Here is a 25,258-nt window from a genome sequence, read left to right as displayed (position 1 = left end):
GGTGTAGAAAATTACTTACGCCGCGGCGTTACTTTGCACCAGAACTTCGTCGAGGTAGCTGCGCGCAGACTCAGACGTCACCGGATCGGCCTTGCACTCCATTGGTGCAGAACCCACCCACTGGGCGTGCCAGCGAAACCAGCTGTGGGCGTCTGCGCTGCCGGTAGCACCCTCTCCGCCCGCCTTTTCCCGACGCAACTCGACAAAATCGGTGTGTTCGGGGTCCAACTTGAACTCGCGCACAATTTGGCCAACAAACGTTTCGAAATTTTTACTGAGTTTGGCACCACTTTCCGCGCCTGCGGACAACATCACCAGTTGCCGACTGCCCCGGCGAGCCATTTTGAAACCCACCCACACCGGGCGATTCAGTCGATTGTGCAACTGAATAGGGGAAAATGACGCAGGAAATTCTGACATCAATCCGTACCTCAATCTTTTTTGTTGTTATTCGCTGGGTAGCCTGAACAGCCACTGCCCGATTCCCGCGCGGGGTATCCTCGGGGACAGTGGCGAAGGCAGCCATATTAGTTTTATCTGAAACTACCGGCAACCTCACCAGCGATCCAAAACTCGCAGTTCCTTTCCAGTCAACCCGTCAGGGTCATACCACTCAATTCAACACTGTCTGCGCGCAGGCAGCGACCGCCAGCGATACCACTGCAGCCCCAGTAATTCACGCCAGTACACCTGGCTGCGCACCAATGCTGCAGCACTGGGCAACCAGCGCAGCAAACCGCTCTCGCCCCTGGGCAGCAACTCTGCGGGGCTCCCTACGGCCAGTGGCTGCACCTGCAGCCCGGCGCGTGCAAAGGTTTCTGCAGCGCGGGGCATATGCCACCAGTGAGTCACCAGAAGTACGCTTTCGACTCCCGAATCGTGAAGAAGTGCCGCCGAATTAGAAGCATTCTCCGCCGTGTTGCGACTGCAATTCTCGCGCCAGGTAACACTGCGATCGAACAACGTTTCCAATGCAGCGGCCATCAGATCTGATTCCGGCAGGGTTTCTTGATCAAACACACGCCCACCAGTTACCAGGATCGGTAGCTTGGTTGGAGCCTCCGCCACCGCCCGGGTAACCCGCTCAAGGCTCGCCGCGGACAGGCGCTCGTCCCCGCTTTCCCAATCCCGGTATCGCCCTCCACCAAGAATGACCACGGCCGCAGGCTCCATTTCCGGTACCTCCGGCATTTGCTTGACCAATCGTTCGCCAAGCCAGCCGGAGAAGGCCGGCGTCGCGCATATCCACAGCGAGATAAAGCACAGGATAGCCAGAGGGAATGACAGCTTGGCAACCGGGGAAGAGGATGGGAAAAACCAGAAAGCCAGGGCCAGCAACATCCCGGCCAGGGGCGCGAATGGCGGCATTACCAGAGTCGTGAGTGCAGTCTGCAGTTCCATATTGGGTTCGCCTGCGATCCGTTTCAGGGAAAAGATATACGCTATGGGCTCGAGATAGACCCCGCTGCGGGTGCAGATTCGCTTGCCGCAGAGCTATGGGTGATTTGCCCCATCGACAATTTGCCGGAAACAGCCATAGCCACAGCGGTGGCATGGGGTCACCTCGGTACCGGTGTCCGGTAGTGCCCGGTAACCACAGGCCAGGCACTGGAGCTCCTCGCCCTCGCCAACGTTTTCTCCGGCCAGCGCCCAGGGCTCACCGCGCTTGATACAACCCATTACCGCTGGCCATACGGTCTTGGTGGGGTCAGCGGCATCCAGCAGCCAATCTCCCACTCGCTCCTCTTGGGTCAGCAGTTCCCCTCCCAGGTCCTGCAGATAGTGCTCCGCGCGGTGGACGTCATCTTTGATCCAGGCATTGAGGAAAGCCGCCTTACGCGCGGTGAACTTCTCCACGTCCAGCTCTTCACCCACCAGCTTTTCCAGCTCGCGCCTGGTTTCGGTGGAGAGCTTGCCATCCTCCCCCGGCAGATCGGGATTCGCGACTTTGCGGGCCTGTTTAGGTTTCTTACTCACCCTATCCCTCCTATAATTCGCCGTTTTCCGGCAGAACCGCGCAGGCGGTTGCCGGTCCGAATATCCCAATAGATCGAGTCACAGAGTATAGGTTCCCCACCGATGGAAGAGCAGTACAACCCCTCCGCAGTCGAAGCCGCCGCCCAGGAGCATTGGGCCGAGCAGAAAAGCTTCGAGGTAAAGGAAGACCCCAGCCGCGACAAGTTCTACTGCCTATCCATGTTCCCCTATCCCAGCGGCAAGCTGCATATGGGGCACGTGCGCAACTACACCATCACCGACGTGATCTCGCGCTACCAGCGTATGCAGGGCAAAAACGTGCTGCACCCTATGGGTTGGGACGCCTTCGGTCTGCCGGCGGAAAATGCCGCCATCCAGAACAAGACCGCGCCCGCCAAGTGGACCTACTCCAATATCGACTATATGAAAGGCCAGCTGAAGTCTCTGGGCTTCGGCTTTGACTGGTCCCGTGAACTGGCCACCTGTCAGCCCAGCTATTACAAGTGGGAGCAGTGGTTCTTCACCCGCCTGTACAAGAAAGGCCTGGTGTACAAAAAGATGGCCACGGTGAACTGGGACCCGGTAGATCAGACCGTTCTCGCCAACGAACAGGTGGAAGACGGCCGCGGCTGGCGCTCCGGTGCCCTGGTCGAACGCCGGGAAATCCCCCAGTGGTTTATCAAGATCACTGATTACGCCGAAGAACTGCTCAAGGATCTGGACCAGCTGCCGGACTGGCCGGAACAGGTGCGCACCATGCAGCGCAACTGGATCGGCAAATCCAAAGGGGTCGAGCTGGCCTTCGCCCTGCCGAAAACCATTGCCGGTGTCGACCACTTCGACGTCTACACCACCCGCCCGGACACCCTCATGGGCGTCACCTACGTATCCCTGGCGGCGGAGCATCCGATCGCCCAGGAGCTGGCGGAATCGAATCCGGAGCTCAAGGCGTTTATCGCCGAGTGCAAAAAACAGTCCCTGTCCGAGGCCGATATGGCCACCATGGACAAAAAAGGCATGGATACCGGCCTCAAGGCCATCCACCCGCTTACCGGCGAAGAAGTGCCCGTGTGGGTCGCCAACTACGTGCTGATGGATTACGGCTCCGGCGCCGTGATGGCGGTACCCGCCCACGACCAGCGCGACTGGGAATTTGCCCAAAAATACGACCTGCCGATCAAGCAGGTGATCGCCCCCACCGGCGATGAATCCATCGACCTGGAGAAAGAAGCCTTCACCGAAAAAGGCGTGCTGGTGAATTCCGGCGGATTCGATGGCCTCGACTTCGACGCCGCCTTCAATGCCATCGCCGACGGTCTGGAAGCCGCCGGCAAGGGCCGCGTCACCACCAACTACCGCCTGCGCGATTGGGGTGTCTCCCGCCAGCGTTACTGGGGTGCACCGATTCCCATGTTCAACCTGGCAGACGGCGGCGAAATTCCGGTACCGGCGGAAAAACTGCCGATCCTGCTGCCGGAAGACGTCACCCTGGACGGCACCACCTCCCCGATCAAGGCGGACCCCGAGTGGCGCAAAGACGAACACAACGGCGAAGCGGTCGAGCGTGAGACCGACACCTTCGACACCTTCATGGAGTCCAGCTGGTACTACGCCCGCTACACCTGCCCCGACTTCGAAGAAGGCATGCTCGACCCGGACCGCGCCAACTACTGGCTGCCGGTGGACCAGTACGTGGGCGGCATCGAACACGCCATCCTGCATCTGCTGTACGCGCGCTTCTTCCACAAACTGATGCGCGACGAAGGCCTGGTAAAAAGCGACGAGCCCTTCAAGCGCCTGCTGTGCCAGGGCATGGTACTGGCCGAATCCTTCTACAAAGAAGACAACGGCCACAAAACCTGGATCTCTCCTGCAGACGTCGACGTAGAGCGCGACGACAAGGGCAAGCCGATCAAAGCCATCGAGCGCGCCACCGGTGAAGAAGTCATCGCCGGCGGCGTAGTGAAAATGTCCAAGTCCAAGAACAACGGCATCGACCCCCACGCTGCGGTTGAGGAATACGGTGCCGACACCGTACGCCTGTTCACCATGTTCGCCGCCCCCCCCGAGCAAACCCTCGAATGGCACGACTCCGGCGTGGAAGGCGCCAGCCGCTTCCTGCGCAAACTGTGGAAAACCGTCCACGGCCATATCCAGGCCGGCGACGGCAGCAGCGCGATTGACGTAAACAACCTGAGCGACAAGCAACAACAGCTGCGCCGCAAAACCCACGAGACCATCCAGAAAGTCAGCGACGACTACGGCCGCCGCCAGACCTTCAACACCGCCGTTGCCGCGGTCATGGAACTGCTGAACGAAGTCACCAAAACCGCAGAGCGCGACTCCGCCAACGGCCTCGCCGTAGAACGCGAAGCCCTGCAGGCCGCCGTCATGCTCCTCGCCCCGGTCACCCCGCACATCAGCCACGAACTATGGAAAGCGCTGGGCAACAGCGGCGAACTGGTCGATGCTCCCTGGCCGAAAGTGGACGAGAAAGCCCTGGTCCGCTCCAGTATCACCCTGGTGGTACAGGTCAACGGCAAACTGCGCGCAAAACTCGAAGCACCCGCAGACGCCGACAAAGAAACCCTGGAAAAAATGGCGCTGGCAGACGAGAACGTACTGAAATTTACCGAAGGTAAAACCGTGCGCAAGGTGATTGTGGTACCAGGCAAGCTGGTCAACATCGTCGCCAACTAAATAGCCCGGATTGGTGGATGCGCTCCGCTTATCCACCCTACAAATTAAGGCCGCACCTCGACGTAGGGTGGATAAGCGCAGCGCATCCACCATTGCTCACGAAGTACAATGATCAGACGCGAAGGACGGGTGCCGGGTACAGGTTTTCAGGAGCGTCGCAAACGGGATGTTTGCGTCGCAGCGCCCAGGGATGGGTCTACCGCGGTCCTGAAAACCTGTACCCGGTGCCCGTCCGCCACAAGACAATAAACCACCGGACCGAGATGAAAAATACAGTGCTCCGCATAACCGCAATAATCCTGGCCATCGCAATCTCAGCCTGTGGCTGGCACCTCCGCGGCGCACCGAAAAACTTCCCCCCCGGAAGCAAGCTCTACATCACCACCGAAGACCCCAGAAGCGAACTCGCCGAAAGCATCACCCGCTTACTGCAAACCAGCGGCCTGCCTTTAGCAGAAGCCCCTAACGAAGCCGACTTCACCCTCACCATCCACAAAGAGATCGAACAGAAACGCACTGTCTCCGTGGATGCCCAGGGCCGCGCCTCCGAATACGAACTCATCACCAGCGCCGAGTACAGCGTGCGTGACAACACCGGCCGCGATCTCCTTACCATGGCCCGCGCCGACGTCTACCGCACCCTCGAATGGGACGACGCCGAAGTCGTCAGTAAAGGGGAAGAAGAGCGCCTGCAGCGGGAAGAAATGCGCCGCGAACTCATCGGGCGGATCATCGACCGCCTACGCCGTATCGAAATCAACACCCCCGTCCGCGACAGCCCGGCACTCCCCTGACATGCCACGTATCAACCCGCGTCAGCTCCCGCAGAACCTCCGCCAGGGGTTAGCCCCCATCTACGTCGTCACCGGCGACGAACCCCTGCTGGTACAGGAGTGCTGCGACAGCATCCGCGATACCGCGCGCAAACACGGCTTTAACGAGCGCGATCTGCTGCATGGCGAGCACAATTTCGACTGGGGCCAGCTGCTCTCCGCCGCCGGCAGCATGTCCCTGTTCGCCGATAAAAAAATCATCGAACTGCGCCTTCCCGGCGGCAAACCCGGCGACAAAGGCAGTAAAGCCCTGCAGGAATTCGCCAGCATGGCGAATGAGGAAACCCTGCTGTTATTAGTTCTGCCACGCCTAGACCGATCGCAGCTGAACAGCAAATGGGTAAAGGCGCTGGAGGCCAAGGGCGTACTGGTCCAGATCTGGCCGGTAGATGCCTCTGAAATGCCCCGCTGGATCCACCAGCGCCTGCGCGCAGCCAACCTCGACGCCGAACCGGAAGCCATCCAGATCCTGGCCGAGCGTGTGGAAGGCAACCTGCTCGCCGCCAGCCAGGAAATCGAAAAGCTGAAACTGCTGGCGCAGGACTCGGTGATCACCGCCGACACCATGAACAACGTCGTCGCCAGCTCCGCCCGCTACGACGTTTTCGGCCTCATCGACAAAGCACTGGCCGGTGATGCCGCCGGCGCGGTGCGCACACTTCAAGGCCTGCGCGCAGAAGGCGTAGAAGCCCCGGTAGTTCTCTGGGCCATCGCCCGGGAAATCCGCACGCTACTGGAAACCCAGCAGAAACTCGATCAGGGCCAGCCGATCAATCGACTGGTGCGAATCCAGAAACGCCAACCACTGGTCCAGGCCGCCTGCCAGCGCCTGCGCCCCCGCCATCTGGAAAACTTCCTGATGCGTGCTCGCGCTGTGGACAACGCGATCAAAGGCGGCAAAGAAATGGACCCCTGGGCAGGTCTGCTGGAGCTCACCCTAAATCTCTCTGGCAAACGCAGCATCTAATAATTCCTCCCTCGTAGAAGCCTGCGTGCAGGCAAACCGAACAATACTCCGGTCCGTTCGCCTGCAACCCGCCGCCTGCGCCTCTCACTTTGGCGCCGCAAGCCAAGTATTCCGGCATGTCCTGACATGCCTACCCCCTGTCAAGCCGCTAGGATATTCGTTAGCCACTCTCCAACGTCCACCGCTCCAGTCAGAGACCAGACATGACGAATAAAATAATGACGACCGACCTCGCCTCCACCCATCGGGTACGCAACCAGCCGGCGCCGCTACAGGGACACAATCTCTACGCCGGTGACATTGCGCTGATAGAGGCGGTGGCGCGCAACGGAGGACATTGGGGTGAAGCGGATCTGCAGCGGTACGGGGAGGTGTGTGGAAGACCGGAGTGGATCGAACGGGGTTTTCAGGCAAACCACCACAAACCGGAGTTTGAGCCCCACGATCGGGTGGGGAACCGTATCGACCAGGTGAACTACCACCCGGCCTACCACCAGCTGATGCAGCTGGCCAAAAGTGAGGCCCTGCACTCGTCGCCGTGGACGGAACCGAAGCCCGGCGCGCATGTAGTGCGTGCCGCCAAGTACTACCTGCACAGTCAGCTGGAGTCCGGCCACGGCTGCCCGATCACCATGACCTTTGCGGCGGTGCCCTCCATCAGCCTCGCTCCCGCACTGGCAAAAGAGTGGCTGCCAAAGATTACCGATCGCGATTACGATCCCAGCAATCGCCCCCACACCGAAAAGTCCGCACTCACCATAGGCATGGGGATGACAGAGAAACAGGGCGGGTCCGATGTGCGCGCCAACACCACCACCGCAACCCCGATTGGCGACGGCACCTACGAACTCCTCGGCCACAAATGGTTTACCTCCGCCCCCATGTGCGATGCCTTTCTGATGCTGGCGCAGACCGGCGCTGGGCTAAGCTGTTTTCTGGTTCCCCGCTGGCGCCCGGACGGAACCAAAAACCCGATTGAGGTACAGCGCCTGAAAAACAAGGCCGGCAACGTTTCCAATGCGTCGTCAGAAATCGAGCTTCGCGGCGCGCTCGGCTGGCTGGTGGGTGAGGAGGGCCGAGGTGTACCGGCCATTATCGAAATGGTCTCCACCACCCGTTTCGACTGCATGATCGGCTCCTCCGCTGGGCAGCGTCAGGCCACGCTACAGGCGATCTACCACGCGAGCCAACGCAGCGCCTTCGGCAAAACCCTGATCGAACAGCCACTGATGCAGAACGTCCTCGCAGATCTGCAACTGGAATTGGAGGGCTCCGTCGCCATGACCATGCGCATGGCGCAGGCCATGGATCATCCTGACGATGAGCAGCAGAAACTGCTGATGCGCCTCGGCACAGCGGTGGGAAAGTACTGGATCTGCAAGCGCACACCGCACCACGCTTACGAAGCCGCAGAGTGCCTCGGCGGTAATGGGGTGATCGAAAATTTCATTACCGCACGCTTGTACCGCGATGCCCCGATCAATGCGATCTGGGAAGGCTCGGGCAACATTCAGGCGCTGGACGTACTGCGTGCAGTAACCAAAACCCCCGCCGCATTGACCACCTGGATTGACGAGCTTGAAAAAAGCAAAGGCTGTGACCTGCGCTTTGACCGCGCGCTGACACGTTTACAAAGCCAGTTCGCGGACCTCGATCAGATGGAATACCGCGCGCGACATCTGGTAGATCAACTGGCTCTGACCATACAGAGCCACTTGCTGATACAAGCCGGGAACACCGCTGTGGCCGAGGGATTTATCGCTTCCAGGCTCGGCGCGCAGGGGGCACACAACACAGGTACCCTGCCGGTGGGCATCGATGTGAAAGCAGTAATCGAGCGCGGCAATCCACTGGTCGTGTGACACTCGCCTGTAGCAGCCTGCAAAGCAGACTCCTACACGTAACCGGTTAATTGGAATAACTTTTGAAGAACTGCTCCGCCGTGCGCCCACTGTGGCTGGCGCGGAGCATGGCAAACTGTTTGGCGGCGGTGTGGAGTTGGTCGCGGTCACCGTCAAACTCGGAAAAATACTGATCCACTATTTTCAAGTAGCTATCCCAGTCCGCAGGATAGAAACTCAGCCAGAGTCCGAAGCGGTCCGCCAGGGACAGGGTTTCTTCCACCACATCTCCGTGGTGAAGCTCGCCGTTCACGATTTTCGTCTGCTGGTTGTCCTGTGTACTTTCCGGGATCAGATGGCGTCGGTTGGATGTTGCGTACAATAGAACATTTTCGGGAGGCAGCTCCAGGGAACCGGCGAGAATGGTTTTGAGCGCTTTATAACGTTCATCACCTTTCTCAAATGAAAAGTCGTCGCAGAACAGGATAAAACGATACTTGCACACCTCGTCACTATCGAGGTAGTCGACAATTTCTGGCAGATCATCCAGATCCTGGAGATTGATCTCGATACAGCGCAACCCTTCGCTACCGAACCGGTTCAATAACGCCTTGATCAGACTGGATTTTCCCGTACCACGAGCACCCCACAAGAGTGTATGGTTAGCGGGCTCCCCTCGCAGGAACTTCTCGGTATTTTCCACCAGTTGCCGCTTTTGTTCGTCAATTCCCAATAACTGATCCAGGCGAACCGGATCCAGACGACGAACAGGCTTTAACACGCCTTGCTGAGCGCGCCAGATTGCCGCGATCTGTTGATCCCAATCAATTTTTTGCATACCGAACGGCTCCCGATTCGAAGCCGCAAAAAGTACACCGTCACACGCATGCAATCAATCGCCATACATCTGTGTCAGCTTTTCCGCTTGAATACGGCCTTCTTCATCACCCGCAACATCGGTTCATCAGAGCGGAAGATCAGCCCGTGAATTTCCGTGGCGTTCTGCCCCTGCAGCAGCTGTTGTAAGAATTGCACGATCTGCGCGGAAATTTCCTGTCCCGGCACCAGAACCGGTATCCCCGGGGGGTAGGGAACAATTTCGTCGGCGCAGGTGCGGCCAACCAGCTTTTTCTCCGCTGCCACACCATTGTCCATCAGCGGAAGTTCTTCGGTTTCAGCAAAATAGGCATCCGCTGGCAAACAGTTGAGATGGGTGAATTCCGGCAACTGCCGGGCTGTACCCACATGACTGCGCTTGCGCGGCTGGCGCGCCAGTTGCTTGAGAGCGTGAACCAGGCGCAGTAATTTGCTTTCAGTACTGCCGAGGGTCACCAGCACCGTTACGGTGTTGTAGGTCGTTTTTTCTACCTGAATCCCAAACTGATCAAACAGTTTGACCTGAATCTCCTTGCCGGAATAACCGCTACCCGATACGTCGATGGTGACCTTGGTGGGATCCAGGCGGATATTGTCTTTCGCCAACGGTGCCGGAACCAGATCCTCAAGGGTCAGTGCGCGGAATACACCGGTGGCATCCACCTCGCGACGCAGCGTAGCCACCATTTGCGCGCAGTGGCGCAAACGGCCATAGCCTTCCATCACCATCTGCTTACGGGCCACATCGAGACTCGCGATCATGGAGTACTGGGGGCTGGTGGACGCGTACATGTTCAGGTTTTCACGGAAACGGAACTCATCGAAATCCGGATCCTGCACGTGGATCATGCTGGCCTGGGAGAAGGCCGACAACATCTTGTGAGTGCTCTGGGTGACATAGTCGGCCCCGCACTCCAAGGCGGTTGGCCGCAATTCAGTATGAAAATATCCGTGTGCGTACCAGGCTTCGTCGATCAGCACCTTCACCCCTCGCTCGTGAGCGTAGTCAATGATCGGTTTGAGGTCGTAACGCAGGCCGTCGTAGGTACAGGAGGTAATCACCAGCAGCCCCGCATCCGGGTGTTCGTCCAGCGCCTTCTCGATATCTGCCCGACACACCGGGCCATAAATCCCGAATTGCGGGTGCAGGGTGGACTTGAGGTACACCGGCTCCACCCGGTTCATGACGATCGCATGGTGCACCGACTTGTGACAGGCCTGATCGACAATGATCTTGCCGCCACCACCGAGAATCTGCTGGATCACCACCTTATTCGCGGTTGAGGTGCCGTTGGTGAGAAAAAACGTCTGTTCGGCGCCGAACGCCTGGGCCGCAAGATCCTGTGCTTCCTGAATCACCGAATGGGGTTCAAGCAGACTGTCCAGCACCTGTACCGATACCGACAGATCGGTATTGAAAACGTGCTCACCCATAAAGCGGTAGAAGTCGCCCACCCAGGGGCTGTTTCGCAGACTGTCGCCGCCGGAGTGACCCGGGGTATGCCAGGCATCGCGGGCAGAGAAAACGTATTCTTTAAGCGTATCGGCAAAGGGGGTGGAAGCGCGGCGAGCAATAAATGCCTGCACCAGGCGGAACATATGGTTGAAGTTGCATTCGCGGCGGTCAAACAGCTCATCAAAACGCTTGCGCACGGACGCCGGGGCCCCCCCCTGATCATTAAGGAATGAATCCTGCGCCACCAGGAATACATTCAGCTGTGCACGCACCGCGTGCATACGATCCGCCAGCTGCTCGGCGGCCTTGAGCTCATCCGAAGCGCAGCCACCATCAATAATGAGTGCCTGTAACTGGTCTTCCTCCCGCAGGCATTTCTCCAGAGCACTGGTGGCCACCGATTCAAACCGCAGCCCATAAGGATTCTCGTGCTGTGCGGCGGTCGCGTTGAGCGCGCTGACCCAACTACTGCTCAGATCGCGGTCATTACTGACCAGCGCGACACGGCACTCCAGCGGCTGGCGCTGTTCACAGAGATTGCCCAGATCAGGCATTGTCAGTTCTACACCCATAACATTTCTTCTTATCTTTCAGCATAGGAGACAGATACTAAATGAGGCTGGCGCCGTTTAGGGGGGGACTGCGGAAATTGGCAATAAGCACCAGAAAGCGGGGGGGATACGAAATCAATGGTCGAAAAATGTGATCACATTAGAATTTTGCGCTCTGAACTTCCCCGTTAAACTGCAAACAATGCTGCACCCGCACGCGCTGTACCGGCGACAGGTCATTTAACGCAAAGTAGTCAAACGCGGAATGCTCAGACGACAGGGTGATATCGCCGTTACTGTTCCCCACGCCGTGGGTTTTCAGGTGCGCGCGAAAGATAAATACGTGGGAGTTGTATACCCGGTGGTAATAGACGCCACTCAGATAGTCGATGACGATCTCCCGGCCCAGCTCTTCCCGGCACTCCCGGTGCAGGGCCTCATGAATCGTCTCGCCCAGGTCCAGGGCGCCGCCAGGCAGGCCCCAACTTTTATCAGCGTAGGTGGCACGTAATTGCAGCACTTCCCCTGCTTCGTTGGTGATGACCGCGTGTGCACTCAGTTTGTAGGTATCGTCGAATCCCATCCGTGGACCTTCATCAGCATTCCAGGCACCATTGAAATCGGCGGAAGGTGGCGCCACCCGGCGCGCACACAGCAGACGCACCTCGGTGCCACTTAACTTCCCGTGCCCCGGGCCAGTTCAAAACCAATCCCCAGGGTCTGCACCGATTCATCGTAGTCGATCAGGCTCTCTCCGTAGCCGTTGAAGTATTTCACATAGCCACGTACCCGGCTGCCCATGGGAAAGCTCCAACGCAGTTCACCCGCCCCCTTGTTGTCGGAGCGCAGGTTGTTTCGCACCATGATGGAAATATTGTGGTCGCCCCGCTCTACCCCTCCAACAAATTCGAAGTGCCCCAGATAGAACTCCAGGTCTGGGTTGTCGTCGTCTTCCCTGTCTTCCGGAATGCGGTACCAGGGCTTGACGGTGAAATAGACATCGTCCTTTTCAAACGCGAAGTTGGCGTAAATCCGATTCCAGCTGCGCGACAGCGGCTCACTTCGGCCATTGGACTGATGGTTGAATGCGATCTGATTGGCCACATTCTGGAACCCGAAAATGGTCCAATCGTTCAACCAGGTCATGATCAGCTCCGGCTCGTGATTGGTCTCGCGAAATGGCGCAGAATCGTCCGAGTTGTACGCCTGCCAGAACGAGCGGTTGGTATAGGCAAAGCTCATAAAAGATGCCTTGCCCAGAAAACCGCGCCAAACGGGCACCTGTACCGAGAGCTGGAACTGTACCTCGATGGAATCCAGGTCGACCTCGTGTTCTGTGTCGTAATCTTCCAGCCCGCCCTTGTTGGGTTTGGGATTGTAGGTAATCGGCAGAAGATAGTTGGTCTTATGGGACGCCAGAGTGAACGGGTTCTGCGCAGCATCGCGGATGGCCTGAGCGCGCTCGCTGACCAGTACATCCGCGGACTCCTGAGGGGACACCTCCGGGGTGGTGGCAAAAACCGGAGTTTCCTCCACCCGGCGCCCCTCGCGGATCACCGACAGTTCGCAGCGGATACGCATTTCTTCGAGCGTGATATTGGCGGGCGCAGTAAGTAACTGCTCACGTAAGCAGTTCTGCTGGCGCCGCTCTTCACTTTGTAGGGAATCATCGGTCTGCAGAATCTCGATTTCTTCGTAACCGGATTGCGCCTCGACCTCTTGCTCCGCGATGGTTTCTTGTGCACACACCGGCTCTGCGGTCAAAACCACAGCGGCGGCGAAACCATAGAGAAGGGGCCAGCGGGGGAAGGGAAGCAAAGATCGAACAGAAAACAACGAATGGTGCTCCTGAATAAACACGGAACGCCAGTTTACATGGTTTGGGAATCTAAAGTGTGCAGCCAGTCAGCTTGCGTCTGCGCGTAGTTCAGCTCAGGGACGCGAGCTCCGGCGACCACTCCAGATCGCGCAGGCGCACCTGCCAGAGACGGCCGGTACTACTAGGCCAGTCGTACCCCACCAGCAAGCCGCGGGGGTCTACAAAGCAGTGGGCATCGCGCTCGGCTTCATCGCCCTGGTAGGAAAATACGGTGATGTCGGAGCCCAGATCATGCACCCCCTGGATATTCGCATCACCCGCCATAACCTCAGCCCGGCGATGGCTCACCCGCGGCGACAGCAGCTTGCCCCGCTGGGACGGGTCGACAATGTCCGGGGCAACCACTTCACAGCCAAATTCCATATCGCACAGGCGCTGCAGCAGGGGCCCCATGAGTATGCGCATCAGCGGAAACAGCAGCCGATTGCCGCCTTCCAGAACCATCTGTTGGGGGCCGTTGGGGCCGGTCCAGTCGGCCTCAATGGGGTCGCCCATGGCGGCGCTCCCGTTATTGGTAGGCGCCAGGCGGTAGTGGGCATTCACCTCATCGACTTCGTCTTTCCAGTTCACCAGGCATTCGGTCACCAGCCCCGCGTCCATCAACGCGCGGACTTCGATACCGTGCCCCTGCTCACCCACCAGCCTGCGGCTGATAAGCAGCTGCCGGCCCTGCTCATCGCGCCCCAGCTGCCACTCGTCCTGTACCGGCATGGTTCTGCCATCACAGCTGTACTGGTAGCGGCCCTGGGCAAGGTTAGCGGTCATTCGCATATAGTGTTCATCCATGATTTCGCGAGATATTTTCGGGGATAACCCGGGTACAAACGCACAAAATTGATGCATATTTTCTGCTCGTTCGCTGGAGAACTCGGATGTGCAGATACGACTTCAGCATCTTGTGGGAAACTTTCACGGTACCAGCGGAGTAAAACTCACCGGCACCTGCAAAAAGTATTGCACAGCCCCCCGAATTTGCTGCGCTTTCATGAAGTTTTTACGAATTTTTATGGAACTATTTTCACGGTAAATTCCGCGGATCATACGTGATAACCAGGCTCTATTGTGCGGAGGATGTGCGACGGGATTGTGCTCCGACACCCCCACCTGGTATATCCCGCGCGGGCATTAACGCTTTCAGGCATAATCACGGAATTGCTCATTCAATTTGGCAGCAAGCTTCAAGAATTAACACAAGGAGAAAGCCATCATGCTCGAATGGCTGAATACACACATCGCCTACTGGCACTGGCTGGTACTGGGACTATTGCTGGTAACCGCCGAGATCTTCGTTTCCGGCTTTATCCTGTTCTGGTTCGGTCTCGCCGCACTTTTTATGGGGGTATTACTGATGCTGGTGGGCATGCCGATTACCGCGCAGCTGCTGATCTGGGCGGGGCTGTCTATTGCACTGGTGTTTCTGTGGCAGAAATTTATCAAACCCAACTGGAAAGACCGCACTACTTCGGGCATGGCAATGGAAGCGCTGACCGGCCAAGTTGGTTCAGTGATCGACTCCAACATTGGCAAAGCCCGCGGACGCATGCGCTTCCCGGCACCCATTCTCGGCGAAGATGAGTGGATGTTTATGAGTACCAGTGAGATTGCGGTGGGCGAAAGGGTCAAAGTGATGAATATTTCCGGTAACACACTGGTAGTCAGCCCGCTCTGACCGAACGACTTTCAATCCAAACACACAGAATATTTTATTGGGGAAATGTAAATGGAAGGTTTATCTGTAGTCTTGGCACTGGTAGTGCTGGTGATTATCACCGTCGGCATGGGGGTACGTATCGTACCGCAGGGCTCCAAACACATCGTGCAACGGCTGGGCAAATACCACAGCACACTAAACCCGGGCATGAATGTCATCATCCCTTATGTGGACCAGGTACCCTACAAGGTGACTACCAAAGATATCGTGCTGGATATCCCCTCTCAGGAAGTCATCACTCAGGACAACGCCACGATCATTGCCAACGCCGTTGCCTATATCAACATCGTCTCGCCAGAAAAGGCGGTGTACGGTGTTGAAGACTACGAAATTGCGATTCAGAACCTGGTGCAGACTGCGCTGCGCTCCATCGTCGGTGAGATGTCCCTCGACGCTGCGCTCTCGTCCCGCGACCTGATCAAGGCCAAGCTGAAGGAAGCCATTTCCGACGATATTGCCGACTGGGGAATCAATCTGAAAACCGTGGAGATTCAGGACATCAACCCCTCGGCTACCATGCAGAAAGCGATGGAAGAACAGGCCGCCGCTGAGCGCCAGCGCCGTGCCACGGTTACCCGTGCGGAAGGGGAAAAACAGGCCGCAATTCTGGAGGCAGATGGCCGCCTGGAAGCATCAAAGCGGGATGCCAAGGCTCAGGTAGTACTGGCGGATGCCAGCCGGGAAGCCATTGAGCGCGTCACTCAGGCCATTGGCGACAAGGAAATGCCGGTGATGTATCTGCTGGGGGAGCGCTATATCAATGCGCTGGAGGAACTCTCTACCTCCGCTAACGCCAAAAATATCCTGCTACCCGCAGATCTGCCCAATGCTGTAAAAGGGCTACTGAACCGATAGCGCTTATGGCAGCGCACCTGTGTTACAGGTAGCGCTGCCAGAACTCCGCCTGGCCAAACTCTTCATCGAGAGCGTAGGGTTTGAAACCCACCTTGCGATAGGCCGCCTGCGCCGGCAGGTTTTTCTCCAGCACTTCCAAGGTAATCTTGCCGCAACCGCGCGCCCTGGCCTCTGCCACCACTTTCTCGAACATCAGGGTGCAGATTCCCGCGCCGCGGGCGGACGGGCTCACAGTCACATCGTGAATATTCACTAGCGGCTGGCACATGAAGGTGGAGAAACCCATAAAACAGTTCACCAGCCCAACCGCCTTACCCCCCTGATACGCCAGCACCGAAAACGCACCAGGAAAGGCCGCAAGACGCTCCAGCAGCGCGTCATGACAGATTTCCGGCAGTGGTTCACCGCCGCCACAGGGGTCCAGCGCATACTCACTCAACAACGCCAGAAGATCTGCGCCCTGTCTCGCGTCGCGGTAATCGGCAATTACCGTCTCAACCGTGTTATTCATATTCTCCCCAAACTCCGATTTCTGCTACTCAATGAGATTGATCAGCAGTCCGTGCGCGCGGCTTCCGCCCGCGCAACCAGCTCGCTCTGCGCCTGAAAAAAGCGGCGGTAATTACGCACCCGCGCCCGCTGGGCCAACAGCCAGCGCACTTTTTTCCGCCGTCGTGTCAACGCCGCATTGTGTTTATTGAAGCGGCGTGGGCGGCGAATACTGGTTCTGCGGCATCCCATAATCAATCTCTGCGAAAGGCATAGCGGGCGTTACACACCGTGAAAGGCGCAGGGTAACAGAAGGGGATCACCGGTGCAGACATTCCCGCCAGTATCCCCTCGCGAAAACCACAGGCATTCCACGCCTGTCCCAAACAGGATATTCTGCGCAGTCACTGCACACCAATGGAATGACAACCTTGTCCCAGCTCCAAGACCTGATAGAAAAAAACCGTTCCTGGTCGGAAACTACCCGCAAGGAAAAACCCGATTTCTTCCTCAAGCTCTCCGAACAACAAACACCGGAATACCTGTGGATTGGCTGTGCCGACAGCCGCGTACCCGCCAACCAGATCGTCGACCTGTTGCCGGGCGAGCTGTTCGTCCACCGCAATGTTGCCAATGTGGTGGTGCACTCGGACCTGAACTGTCTGTCAGTGATCCAGTTTGCAGTCGAAGTGCTCAAGGTCAAACACATCATGGTTGTGGGCCACTACGGCTGCGGCGGTGTCAAGGCAGCCCTGGAAGACACTCGTCTGGGGCTGATCGAAAGCTGGTTGCGCCATATCAAGGACGTGCGCGACAAACATCACACCCTGATCGAGTTGTTTAAAGAACAGGATCGTGTGGATCTGCTGTGTGAATTGAATGTCCTGGAGCAGGTGATTCACGTGTGCCAGACCACACCGGTGCGCGACGCCTGGGAGAATGGTCAAGAACTGTCTGTACACGGTTGGGTCTACGGCTTGTCCAATGGGCTGATCAATGACCTGAAGATCACCGTCGAGAACACCGGGCAGATCACCGATATGTATCACCGCGCACTCACCAGCATCGCTCAGAGAGGCAAGGAGTAACCCTTGCCCCGGGCACTGCCCACACCCGGTGCCGCCCCTCCCGGACCCCATGAAAACCCGGGAAATCACCGGCTAAATCAGAGGTTCCTTAACTTTCCCCGCGTTTTTCCCTAAACTCCACAGCCTCCAAAATCGACCGCTCGACCTTTACGAATAACGCTGTTTCCGGGGTAATCATGTCCGACTTCCGTGTGTGGGAATGCCAGATCTGTGGCTGGATTTACGACGAAGCCAAAGGCTCGCCAGACGACGGTATTCCCCCAGGTACACGCTGGGAAGACATTCCCGACGACTGGGCCTGCCCAGAGTGTGGCGCCACCAAAGACGAATTCGAAATGCTCGCGGTGGTGGCCACTGCCCCGGGACACAAGCCACAGGCCAGCACCCAAAGTAAACAGGTAGCAGCCACAGCGGCACAGTCTACAGCAGTGCACTCTGCCGCAGGCCGTATCTGGGAATGCATGGTGTGCGGCTGGATTTACGACGAAGCCAAAGGGGCACCAGAGGAAGGCATCGCCCCCGGCACCCGCTGGGAAGATATTCCGGCCGACTGGACCTGCCCGGAATGCGGCGTCGGTAAAGAAGATTTCGATATGGTGCTGGTAAGTCAGCCGGATGCCGAGGCCCCTGGAGAGCAACCCGCGGAACACATCCGCCCTGCGCTCGACGATACCCTGCCACTGGTGATCATCGGTACCGGTCTCGCGGGATACCATCTGGCCAGGGAGTTCCGCAAACTGGATCAGCGCACCCCATTGATGCTGATCACCGGTGACGACGGTACCTTCTATTCAAAGCCTCTGCTGTCCGCCTCGCTCGCCCACGGGAAAACGCCGCAACAACTGGCCACCGCCACCGCGGAAGATATGGCGAAAGAACTGAACGCAGAAATTCTGGTGCACACCCATGTCACCAATCTGGACCGCAGCGCCAAACTGCTGACCCTGGTATCCGACAGTGGCGGCATAAGCGCCGAACTCGCTTACGGACGACTGGTATTTGCCACCGGTGCCAATTGCGCGCCGCTACCGCCCATTGAGGGCAATGGACTATCGCGCCTGTTCCGGGTAAACAGCCTGACCGATTACCACCGCTTCCGCACCGCGCTGGCCAACCGCAAGCGGGTACTGTTGATGGGCGCCGGCCTGATCGGTTGCGAGCTTGCCAACGACCTGATTCAGGCGGGCTACAACGTCGAGGTGGTGGACCCGCAGTCCTGGCCGCTGGCCAACCTGCTGCCGGAAGCCGCAGGGCGGGATATTCAGACATCTCTTGAAAACGCAGGAGTACACTTCCACTTTGGCCACAGCGTCAACAGGCTGCAGCAGCACGCCGGCGGAGTCCGCGCGGAACTGGCCGATGGCAATACCCTCGATGCGGACTTGGCCCTCGCCGCCCTTGGCCTCATACCAAATACCGGCCTCGCTGAAGCCGCGGGGCTCGGGGTTCGTCGCGGCATCGTCACCAGTCGCCAGCTGCAGACCAACGATCCCGATATCTTTGCACTGGGGGATTGCGCGGAAGTCGACGGCCATAATCTCTTTTACGTCGCACCACTCACCCAGAGCGCGCGTGCACTGGCGCAGACGCTCAACGGTACTCCAACCCCGGTGCGCTTTGGCTGCCTGCCGGTCGCGGTAAAAACCACCTTGCGCCCCACCGTAGTCTGCCCGCCCAGATCTGCGGAAGTGACGGGGGACTGGAAGGTCACGAGGCTGGACGACGGAATCGTCGCGGAGTACCTGGACGCCAGCGGCCAGCTCCACGGTTTCGCCCTCACCGGCAGTGGTATCACCGAGCGCGACGTCCTCAGCCAGCGCTGCCAGCCCCTGATGGCCACAGAGGGCTGACCGGACGCCGTTCGCGATAAAGAAAGTCACGCAATGGCGGCGCTTTTCCCGTAGAATGGCCGCCAGCACAAATTTTGACCACAAATTGATCGAAGTATGACGGCACCTTCAAATTCCGCCCCCTCTTCCGTTAGCCCGGTATCCAGTCAGGATTCCCAGGCCGAGCGCGCCCGCGCCCTGCGCGACACCCTTGGCCAGTTCGCCACCGGGGTAACCGTTGTCACAACCCTGGACGCAGCCGGCCAGCCGGTGGGTATGACCGTCAACAGCTTCAACTCTGTATCCCTGGACCCGGCACTGATCCTGTGGAGCATCGACCGCGGATCCCTCAGCTACAGCGCTTTCACCGAATGTGAGCGCTTTGTGGTACACGTGCTGAAGGGTGACCAACAGCATGTTTCCAACCTGTTTGCCGGCCGCGGTGCCGACAAGTTCGGCCAGGTAAAATGGCACCGGGGCGCCGAAGGTATCCCGCAGCTGGACGATTGCGCCGCCCTGTTCCACTGCCGCCGCGCGCAGAATATCGCCGGTGGCGACCACACCATCCTGCTGGGCGAAGTACTGGAATTCTCCGCCGCCGGCGGCGAACCTCTGGTGTTTCACCGAGGCCGCTATCGCGCCCTTGCCGGCGAGTAAGGCCACTGGGCGCATGCCGGGCCACAAGGGCCCGGATTCTCGCAACCGGTCCGTTATTCCCCGGCTGCGTTATAACCCCACAGAAAAACCACACCAAATATTCTAAAAACTCCCCCCAAATTCCCGCCTCGCCGTTGTGACCCTGTCACCTCGTAGTCATACTTTTAAATCATCATTGGGAGACCTCCGCCACTGTGGACGTCGAAATGCGATCAGCCGACACCCTCTTCTGCTTTGCTCACCGGGGCTACCCCAAACGGGCCACGGAGAACACCCTGCAGGCCATCTCCCACGCACTGGAATTCGATATTGACGGTGTGGAAATCGACGTTTGGAATGTGGGCGGCGAGCTGATCGTCAAACACGACCGCCGCCTGGGCCGCCTGCTGGCGGGGCAGGAACTGCTGACGGATATGGCACCCAGTGCCCTGCGCAAAATGCTGCTACCCGGCGGCGAGCAGGTGCCTACCCTGCGGGAAGTACTGGAACTGATCGGCAACCACGTGCAGCTGAATATCGAATTGAAAGGCCCCAACTGCGCAGCACTCGCCGCCCGAGAGCTGGAATCCTACATCCGCGACAACGGCGTCAGCTACGAGCAGTACATCGTCTCGTCCTTTGACCATCGCCAGATCTACGAATGCCTGAAGCTGATCCCCCAGGTGCGCCGCGGCGTACTGATTGACGGCGTGCCGCTGGATCTTGCCGCCTGCGCGGAGCCCTTACAGGCCTACTCCATGCATCACAGCCTCAATTTTGTGTGCCCGGAAATCATTGCCGATGGCCACCGGCGGGGCCTGAAAAGCTATGTGTTCACGGTCAACCATCCGCACGACCTCGCCCTGGTAGCCGCCATGGGAGCGGACGGCGTGTTTACCGACGAGCCAAAGCTGATCATGGATTACAACGCCGCCAAAACCGCCGAAGTACTGGCGGAGCAGATCCAACCGGCCGGGGGACTCAAAGCCGGCTGATTCTGGGCCCGATCTGTTCAGTGGCTAGTTGCGGCTGTCCAGTACCTCTAACAGCTGCCCGACACTGGGGCGGGTCTTGTAGTCTTTGGAGACATGGGCCCACTCCACGACGCCCTCTTTATTCACAAGAAAGATTCCCGGTGCCGCGATTTTGTGGTGATCCCGCCCCGACCAGTCCTCAAGCACAATTCCGTAAGTTTTGTACTTCTCCACCGTCGCATCGTCGATCTGCACCACCACATCAAATGCCTCGTGGGCTTTCAGATCCGGGTCGGACAATACCGGGAAAGGAATCTCGTAGGTCGCCTTGGCCATGGCACCCGCATCCGGCTTATCCGCGCTGATCAGCACCGGCGTCACTCCGCGCTTTTCAAACTCTGGCCACGCCTCTGCCAGCTGACGGATCTGAACATTGCAGTAAGGGCACCAGCCCCCTCGATAGAAAATCACCAGTATCGGCGCCTTGTAGGCCACCAGGGAGCGCAGGGAAATCGCATCTCCCTTATGATCGCGCACGGTAAAATCCTCTGGCTTGGCCCCCGCCTTCAGCCCCACATCCCCGGTGCCAAGCGCCGCATCCTCGGTCACCGAGAGCTCCGGCAAGCGCTCAGGCAATTTGACGTCCTCCGCCTGCACTCCGGAAAAGATCCCGAGCAACAGTGAAAACAGACACAATACTCTTCTCATGACGACTCCTTTTTCTCAATTGCGAACTCGCTTTCAAATTACCATACTCTGAGCGACCGGCGTGGCGCATAATGAACATTTCACAAAACGGCAACTTGCCAATCCCGCCACCCAAACAGCGACGAAGCCACCCAAAGCCACAAGAAGTTACCCTATGAGCGAAGATCACCTGGAAAGCGTACTGGAACAGTCCTGCGAAGAGCGCTTTGAATATTTTCTGGACCTGGTGGGGGAAGAACGGGAAGTCTGGATATTGATCAACAGCGACGAGCACTTCCTCAAGCTGCACAGCGATGAGGATGGCGGCTTCGACTACCTCCCCGTGTGGCCGAGCGCCGAGTTTGCCGAAGCCTACAGCGCCAGTGACAGCGACCTGACGCCGAAAAGTATCCCTCTCCCCCAGTTCCTCAACCGCTGGTTGCCCGGCCTGAAAAAAGACCGTATCGAGGTAGGCATATTTCCCGGTGCAGATCACAGCGTATGGATCACCGAACCCGCAGACCTGGAGCAGGACCTGCGGGACGAGCTATCACGGTTTTGACATGTAACCCGGGCGCACTCAGTGCCCGTGGTTTTTCGCCTGAGTGTAAAGTTGATCCTTCAACCGCGCACGCTCGGTCTTCAGTGCCCGGAAATGGTGATCGTCCGTCGCCACCCCTCGCTCCTCCAGACCGCGAATGGTTTTATCCAGCTTGTGGTAATTATCGCGATCGGTCTTGAACTGGATACTGTCCTGAACAAGGTGACGGATACTGTCGGCGAGGTCGGGAAATTCGGTTTCCAGGGTGCGCATGGTCATGGGCAGAGGCTCCGATTAGTTAGTAAGCAGGAAGCTGGAGGTTCACTCCTGAATACTAGTGTCGAAGCGGTCCCCTCCACATTACTCGCCACGGACCAATATCCCCGCCAGCAACGCATCCGCGCCGCCCCCTCCTGATTTTACCTTGTCATCAACCGTGTCCTGCACCAGGCGCGGGGCTCGCTTTCCTCGACTGTCCCGCGTCTATAGTTACCTAAACGCCAGATACCTGAACACCCGCAGAGCTGACCAAGGCCCTTTGATAAGAGCCAATGATAAGGAGCTTTGAGAAAAACCTTTGAGAAGAACCTTCAATAAGTGCCCCTGTGAAGGACCATTAGATGACAGAGCCTCAAACCGAGAATAGCTACCGGACACAGCGCAAGCCGAGATCAGCGTTTGCCACCCGCGAAGCCTATCTTGAGCACGAACTGCAAGTCATGGCCCCGCGCCGCTGGGCCCCCAACTACCCATTCCGCGACTACCGTTTTGAGTGGGAAGACTGGATCCCCGCCATGGCCGCCACTATCGGCAAGGTAGTGATGGTGGCCGCTATTGTGGCGGCATTCGCCACACCGCTGGGGCTTTCCACCGAATTTATAACGGAGAATATCCGTTTCGAGATGCTGATCGCGGCAGTTCTGTTCGCCTTCTTTCTTTCCGGATTCCTGAACCCCACCGCCAACCTGCCCGGCACCCACGGGCCACTGATCCCCATGATTCCCCTTGTCGTCGCCTCCGGAGGGCACCCCATGGCACTGGGGATCATGATCGGAATACTGGGCTTTATCCTGGGTATCACCAAAGGCGGGAGCCTGCTCACCCGACTGACCAGCAATGGGGTAGCTGGCGGCCTGCTGCTGTACCTCGGATTTATTGGTGTAACCAGCCAGGTGGGGCGCCTGTTTAGCTGGGCGGAAAGCTTCGACAAGGGCCATATCGCTTTCGTCGTACTGCTCGCCACCATAGTCATGTACGCCCTGCTCGAGCACTTCCGCAAACGCTGGCTGGCCATTCCGCTGGGGTGCCTGCTGGCGGGGCTGGTGGCCTTCGCACTGGGGGCACCCTTCGAATTCACCACCGAACCAGGCCTGCCGAACATGAACCCGGCATATTGGTGGGGAGAAACTACCGGCTGGCAGCTGGGTTTGCCGGACCTGAAGGCGTTCCTGGCGGTCACCCCCTTCGCCATTCTCGCCGTCGCCATGTGGTCCCCGGACTTCCTCGGCCATCAGGTGTTCCAGCGACTCAACTACCCGAAAAACACCGACCGGGTAATCATGAATATTGACGACACCATGATCGGCGCCGCCTCCCGGCAAATTGTCGGCAGTGTCATGGGGGGCGCAAATATCACCTCCTCCTGGGGGACCTACATCGTGCCGGCGGCAATCGCCAAACGGCCAATTCCCGGCGGTGCCGTACTCACCGGTATCCTGTGTATTGCCACGGCAATACTCGGCTACCCCATGGATCTCGCGGTATGGCCACCGGTGTTAAGCATCGCGCTAATCGTTGGCGTGTTCCTGCCACTATTGGAAGCCGGCATGCAAATGACCCGCAAGGGCAAGACCACAGAATCCGCCGCGGTTGTCATTTTCTCCTCTGCCATCGTCAATCCGGTGTTCGGCTGGTCTTTGACCGTACTGCTGGACAATCTGGGGTTGATTGGCTGTAAAGAGCGTGGGCAGGAGCTGGGGCACACTGGCCGGTGGATTATTCCCGGGATTGTTTTTGCTTTGCTGTGTGTTGTGATGTTGGCGATTGGGATGTTTCCGGGGGTGCCGGCGGTAGTGGGGACTTTTAGAGTGGAGTAGGCATAAGTGACCGAGTATCAAAGGCTGGGAGAAAGTTGCCTTAATCCTCTTCTATTCGTAAGCGATCAGTCTTCCCCACCCTCGACATAAGCGCGGCATTCGGGTAACTCCGCAGCCCTGACCTTCCACGGTAGCAATGCCTCAATGGCCTCCACTGATTCGGCTTGTGGCAGACGGCTGTATACCGCAGCCAGATATTCGTGCGGCTCCAGGCCATTCAGCTTAGCCGTTTCAATCAGGCTGTATAGCGCCGCACTGGCTTTGGCCCCTTTCGGCGTATCACTGAAGAGCCAGTTCTTGCGGCCGATTACGAACGGACGGATAGCATTCTCAGCGGCGTTGTTGTCGATTCTTAGGCGGCCATCTTCTGTATGCCGATAGAGTTTCGTCCAGTTCTTATCGAGGTACGACATCGCCTTGCCAAGCGCGCTTTTGGGTAACGTTTTTTGGAGGTTTCTATCAAGCCACTCGCGTAGTTTTTCCAGTACAGGCAGGCTTTTGGTTTGCCGGAGCTGGTAGCGTTCTTCGACACTACACGTTTTGGCTTGCCGCTCGATGCCGTAGAGGTGGCCGATATAGTTCAATGCGATGTCGGCCTTGCTGGGCGCTTTCGATTTGTTCTTTTTACCTTTGCTGCTTGCAACCTTTTGTGCCTCGATAAATTTCCGCCGCGCGTGGGCCCAGCAACCGATGTGCGTGATGGTGTTTTCACTACCCACGGCGTGGTAACCGGCATAGTCGTCGGTCTGTAGATAGCCGGTGTAGCCGGACAATAGGCGGCCGGCCACGTCGCCACTGCGGCTGGCGTGGTAGTCGTAGAGTACGACTTGCTCATCCGGGAGGCCGCCGAGGCGTACCCACATATAGGATTTGCTCTCCGGTGGCTTGTCGGGCTCCTTGAGTACCTGCACTGGTGTTTCATCGCACTGAATGATGGGACCTGATCGTAATCGGTCTTCCATCAGGTTCAGCAGTGGCTGTACCAGCTCACCGCAGCGGATAATCCAGTTGGCCAGAGTGTTACGTGGGAGATCTACGCCATATCGGGCGAAGATCTTCTCCTGTCGGGCCAGCGGCAGTGCATCTTGGTATTTGGCAACGGTGACCTGGGCCAGCAGGCCGGGACTGGCATTGCTTTTCGGGATGGGCTGGGCCGGTAGTGGCGCCGTTTTGACATTGGACTCGCAGGTCTTGCAGGCGTACTTCTTGCGTACGTGCTGGATGACCTGGATTTTGGCCGGGATGATGTCGAGTTGTTCGCTGATCTCTTCG

The 25,258-nt window shown here is 58.2% G+C and carries 25 protein-coding genes; 12 read left to right on the top strand and 13 right to left on the bottom strand.

Annotated elements, in window-relative coordinates; translation table 11 throughout:
- Window positions 1-15: 15 nt before the first annotated feature.
- From AAFH99_RS07640 to AAFH99_RS07630, 3 genes are all read right to left on the bottom strand, one after another.
- A complete protein-coding gene (locus AAFH99_RS07640; protein ID WP_406829091.1) occupies window positions 16-420 on the bottom strand; it encodes a hypothetical protein in 405 nt (134 codons plus the stop codon).
- 198 nt (window positions 421-618) lie between these two features.
- On the bottom strand, window positions 619-1,401 hold the full coding sequence (locus AAFH99_RS07635; protein WP_406829090.1) for a YdcF family protein: 783 nt from the start codon (window positions 1,399-1,401) through the stop codon (window positions 619-621).
- A gap of 93 nt (window positions 1,402-1,494) precedes the next feature.
- A complete protein-coding gene (locus tag AAFH99_RS07630; RefSeq protein ID WP_043317281.1) occupies window positions 1,495-1,977 on the bottom strand; it encodes a hypothetical protein in 483 nt (160 codons plus the stop codon).
- Window positions 1,978-2,079: 102 nt separating this feature from the next.
- Here AAFH99_RS07630 and leuS point away from each other — a divergent pair, with 102 nt between their 5' ends.
- From leuS to AAFH99_RS07610, 4 genes are all read left to right on the top strand, one after another.
- Window positions 2,080-4,677 carry a leucine--tRNA ligase gene (gene leuS, locus AAFH99_RS07625; RefSeq protein ID WP_406829089.1) on the top strand — a complete coding sequence of 866 codons (2,598 nt, stop codon included), beginning with the start codon at window positions 2,080-2,082 and terminating at the stop codon, window positions 4,675-4,677.
- Between the two features lie 275 nt (window positions 4,678-4,952).
- Window positions 4,953-5,471, top strand: a complete 519-nt coding sequence (lptE, locus tag AAFH99_RS07620) for an LPS assembly lipoprotein LptE (RefSeq protein ID WP_231491630.1) — start codon at window positions 4,953-4,955, stop codon at window positions 5,469-5,471.
- Window position 5,472: 1 nt separating this feature from the next.
- The gene (gene holA / locus AAFH99_RS07615; protein ID WP_043317286.1) at window positions 5,473-6,477 is read left to right on the top strand and encodes a DNA polymerase III subunit delta; all 1,005 of its coding nucleotides are present in this window, start codon (window positions 5,473-5,475) and stop codon (window positions 6,475-6,477) included.
- 203 nt (window positions 6,478-6,680) lie between these two features.
- Window positions 6,681-8,339, top strand: a complete 1,659-nt coding sequence (locus tag AAFH99_RS07610) for an acyl-CoA dehydrogenase family protein (protein ID WP_043317288.1) — start codon at window positions 6,681-6,683, stop codon at window positions 8,337-8,339.
- A gap of 46 nt (window positions 8,340-8,385) precedes the next feature.
- On the opposite strand, the gene AAFH99_RS07605 is transcribed toward AAFH99_RS07610, so the two are convergent.
- The 5 genes from AAFH99_RS07605 to AAFH99_RS07585 all read right to left on the bottom strand — a co-directional run bounded on the left by AAFH99_RS07605 (window position 8,386) and on the right by AAFH99_RS07585 (window position 13,851).
- Window positions 8,386-9,156, bottom strand: a complete 771-nt coding sequence (locus tag AAFH99_RS07605; RefSeq protein ID WP_043317290.1) for an ATP-binding protein — start codon at window positions 9,154-9,156, stop codon at window positions 8,386-8,388.
- 74 nt (window positions 9,157-9,230) lie between these two features.
- Entirely contained in the window at window positions 9,231-11,222 is a 1,992-nt protein-coding gene (locus AAFH99_RS07600) for an aminotransferase class I/II-fold pyridoxal phosphate-dependent enzyme (RefSeq protein WP_043317292.1), read from the bottom strand.
- A gap of 139 nt (window positions 11,223-11,361) precedes the next feature.
- A complete protein-coding gene (locus AAFH99_RS07595; protein WP_231491632.1) occupies window positions 11,362-11,865 on the bottom strand; it encodes an NUDIX hydrolase in 504 nt (167 codons plus the stop codon).
- An 11-nt stretch (window positions 11,866-11,876) separates the two neighbouring features.
- Entirely contained in the window at window positions 11,877-12,971 is a 1,095-nt protein-coding gene (locus AAFH99_RS07590; RefSeq protein WP_406829088.1) for a phospholipase A, read from the bottom strand.
- A 157-nt stretch (window positions 12,972-13,128) separates the two neighbouring features.
- Window positions 13,129-13,851, bottom strand: coding sequence for a hypothetical protein (locus tag AAFH99_RS07585; RefSeq protein ID WP_406829087.1), 723 nt, complete (start codon window positions 13,849-13,851; stop codon window positions 13,129-13,131).
- 436 nt (window positions 13,852-14,287) lie between these two features.
- On the opposite strand from AAFH99_RS07585, the gene AAFH99_RS07580 reads away from it, so the two are divergent.
- Window positions 14,288-14,749, top strand: a complete 462-nt coding sequence (locus tag AAFH99_RS07580) for an NfeD family protein (protein ID WP_043317295.1) — start codon at window positions 14,288-14,290, stop codon at window positions 14,747-14,749.
- 51 nt (window positions 14,750-14,800) lie between these two features.
- Window positions 14,801-15,646: an SPFH domain-containing protein gene (locus AAFH99_RS07575; protein ID WP_043317297.1), complete on the top strand. Its 846-nt coding sequence runs from the start codon at window positions 14,801-14,803 to the stop codon at window positions 15,644-15,646.
- A 22-nt stretch (window positions 15,647-15,668) separates the two neighbouring features.
- On the opposite strand, the gene AAFH99_RS07570 is transcribed toward AAFH99_RS07575, so the two are convergent.
- Window positions 15,669-16,157, bottom strand: coding sequence for a GNAT family N-acetyltransferase (locus AAFH99_RS07570; RefSeq protein ID WP_406829086.1), 489 nt, complete (start codon window positions 16,155-16,157; stop codon window positions 15,669-15,671).
- Between the two features lie 41 nt (window positions 16,158-16,198).
- On the bottom strand, window positions 16,199-16,387 hold the full coding sequence (locus tag AAFH99_RS07565; RefSeq protein WP_406829085.1) for a hypothetical protein: 189 nt from the start codon (window positions 16,385-16,387) through the stop codon (window positions 16,199-16,201).
- Window positions 16,388-16,566: 179 nt separating this feature from the next.
- Here AAFH99_RS07565 and can point away from each other — a divergent pair, with 179 nt between their 5' ends.
- The 4 genes from can (at window position 16,567) to AAFH99_RS07545 (ending at window position 20,683) form a co-directional block, all read left to right on the top strand.
- Window positions 16,567-17,223 (top strand): carbonate dehydratase, encoded by a 657-nt coding sequence (gene can / locus AAFH99_RS07560; RefSeq protein WP_231491638.1) that lies wholly within the window; start codon window positions 16,567-16,569, stop codon window positions 17,221-17,223.
- Window positions 17,224-17,399: 176 nt separating this feature from the next.
- The gene (locus AAFH99_RS07555; RefSeq protein ID WP_406829084.1) at window positions 17,400-19,073 is read left to right on the top strand and encodes an FAD-dependent oxidoreductase; all 1,674 of its coding nucleotides are present in this window, start codon (window positions 17,400-17,402) and stop codon (window positions 19,071-19,073) included.
- 96 nt (window positions 19,074-19,169) lie between these two features.
- Entirely contained in the window at window positions 19,170-19,709 is a 540-nt protein-coding gene (locus AAFH99_RS07550) for a flavin reductase family protein (RefSeq protein WP_406829083.1), read from the top strand.
- Between the two features lie 206 nt (window positions 19,710-19,915).
- On the top strand, window positions 19,916-20,683 hold the full coding sequence (locus AAFH99_RS07545) for a glycerophosphodiester phosphodiesterase (protein ID WP_043317306.1): 768 nt from the start codon (window positions 19,916-19,918) through the stop codon (window positions 20,681-20,683).
- Window positions 20,684-20,707: 24 nt separating this feature from the next.
- Here AAFH99_RS07545 and AAFH99_RS07540 read toward each other — a convergent pair whose 3' ends face one another.
- Window positions 20,708-21,370 (bottom strand): peroxiredoxin-like family protein, encoded by a 663-nt coding sequence (locus AAFH99_RS07540; protein ID WP_406829082.1) that lies wholly within the window; start codon window positions 21,368-21,370, stop codon window positions 20,708-20,710.
- A gap of 154 nt (window positions 21,371-21,524) precedes the next feature.
- Here AAFH99_RS07540 and AAFH99_RS07535 point away from each other — a divergent pair, with 154 nt between their 5' ends.
- Entirely contained in the window at window positions 21,525-21,911 is a 387-nt protein-coding gene (locus AAFH99_RS07535; RefSeq protein WP_406829081.1) for a DUF2750 domain-containing protein, read from the top strand.
- Between the two features lie 18 nt (window positions 21,912-21,929).
- Here AAFH99_RS07535 and AAFH99_RS07530 read toward each other — a convergent pair whose 3' ends face one another.
- Window positions 21,930-22,169: a YdcH family protein gene (locus AAFH99_RS07530; protein ID WP_043317311.1), complete on the bottom strand. Its 240-nt coding sequence runs from the start codon at window positions 22,167-22,169 to the stop codon at window positions 21,930-21,932.
- Between the two features lie 341 nt (window positions 22,170-22,510).
- Here AAFH99_RS07530 and AAFH99_RS07525 point away from each other — a divergent pair, with 341 nt between their 5' ends.
- On the top strand, window positions 22,511-23,986 hold the full coding sequence (locus tag AAFH99_RS07525; protein WP_406829080.1) for a DUF3360 family protein: 1,476 nt from the start codon (window positions 22,511-22,513) through the stop codon (window positions 23,984-23,986).
- A gap of 65 nt (window positions 23,987-24,051) precedes the next feature.
- On the opposite strand, the gene tnpC is transcribed toward AAFH99_RS07525, so the two are convergent.
- Window positions 24,052-25,258 (bottom strand): IS66 family transposase (tnpC, locus tag AAFH99_RS07520; RefSeq protein WP_406829079.1); only part of this gene is annotated, 1,207 nt, incomplete at its 5' end.

It is taken from the genome of Microbulbifer sp. ARAS458-1, assembly GCF_045348205.1.
GTDB lineage: Bacteria > Pseudomonadota > Gammaproteobacteria > Pseudomonadales > Cellvibrionaceae > Microbulbifer.
The sequence above is the reverse complement of the archived record's forward strand: the minus strand, read 5'-3'. Positions and strand labels throughout refer to the sequence as shown.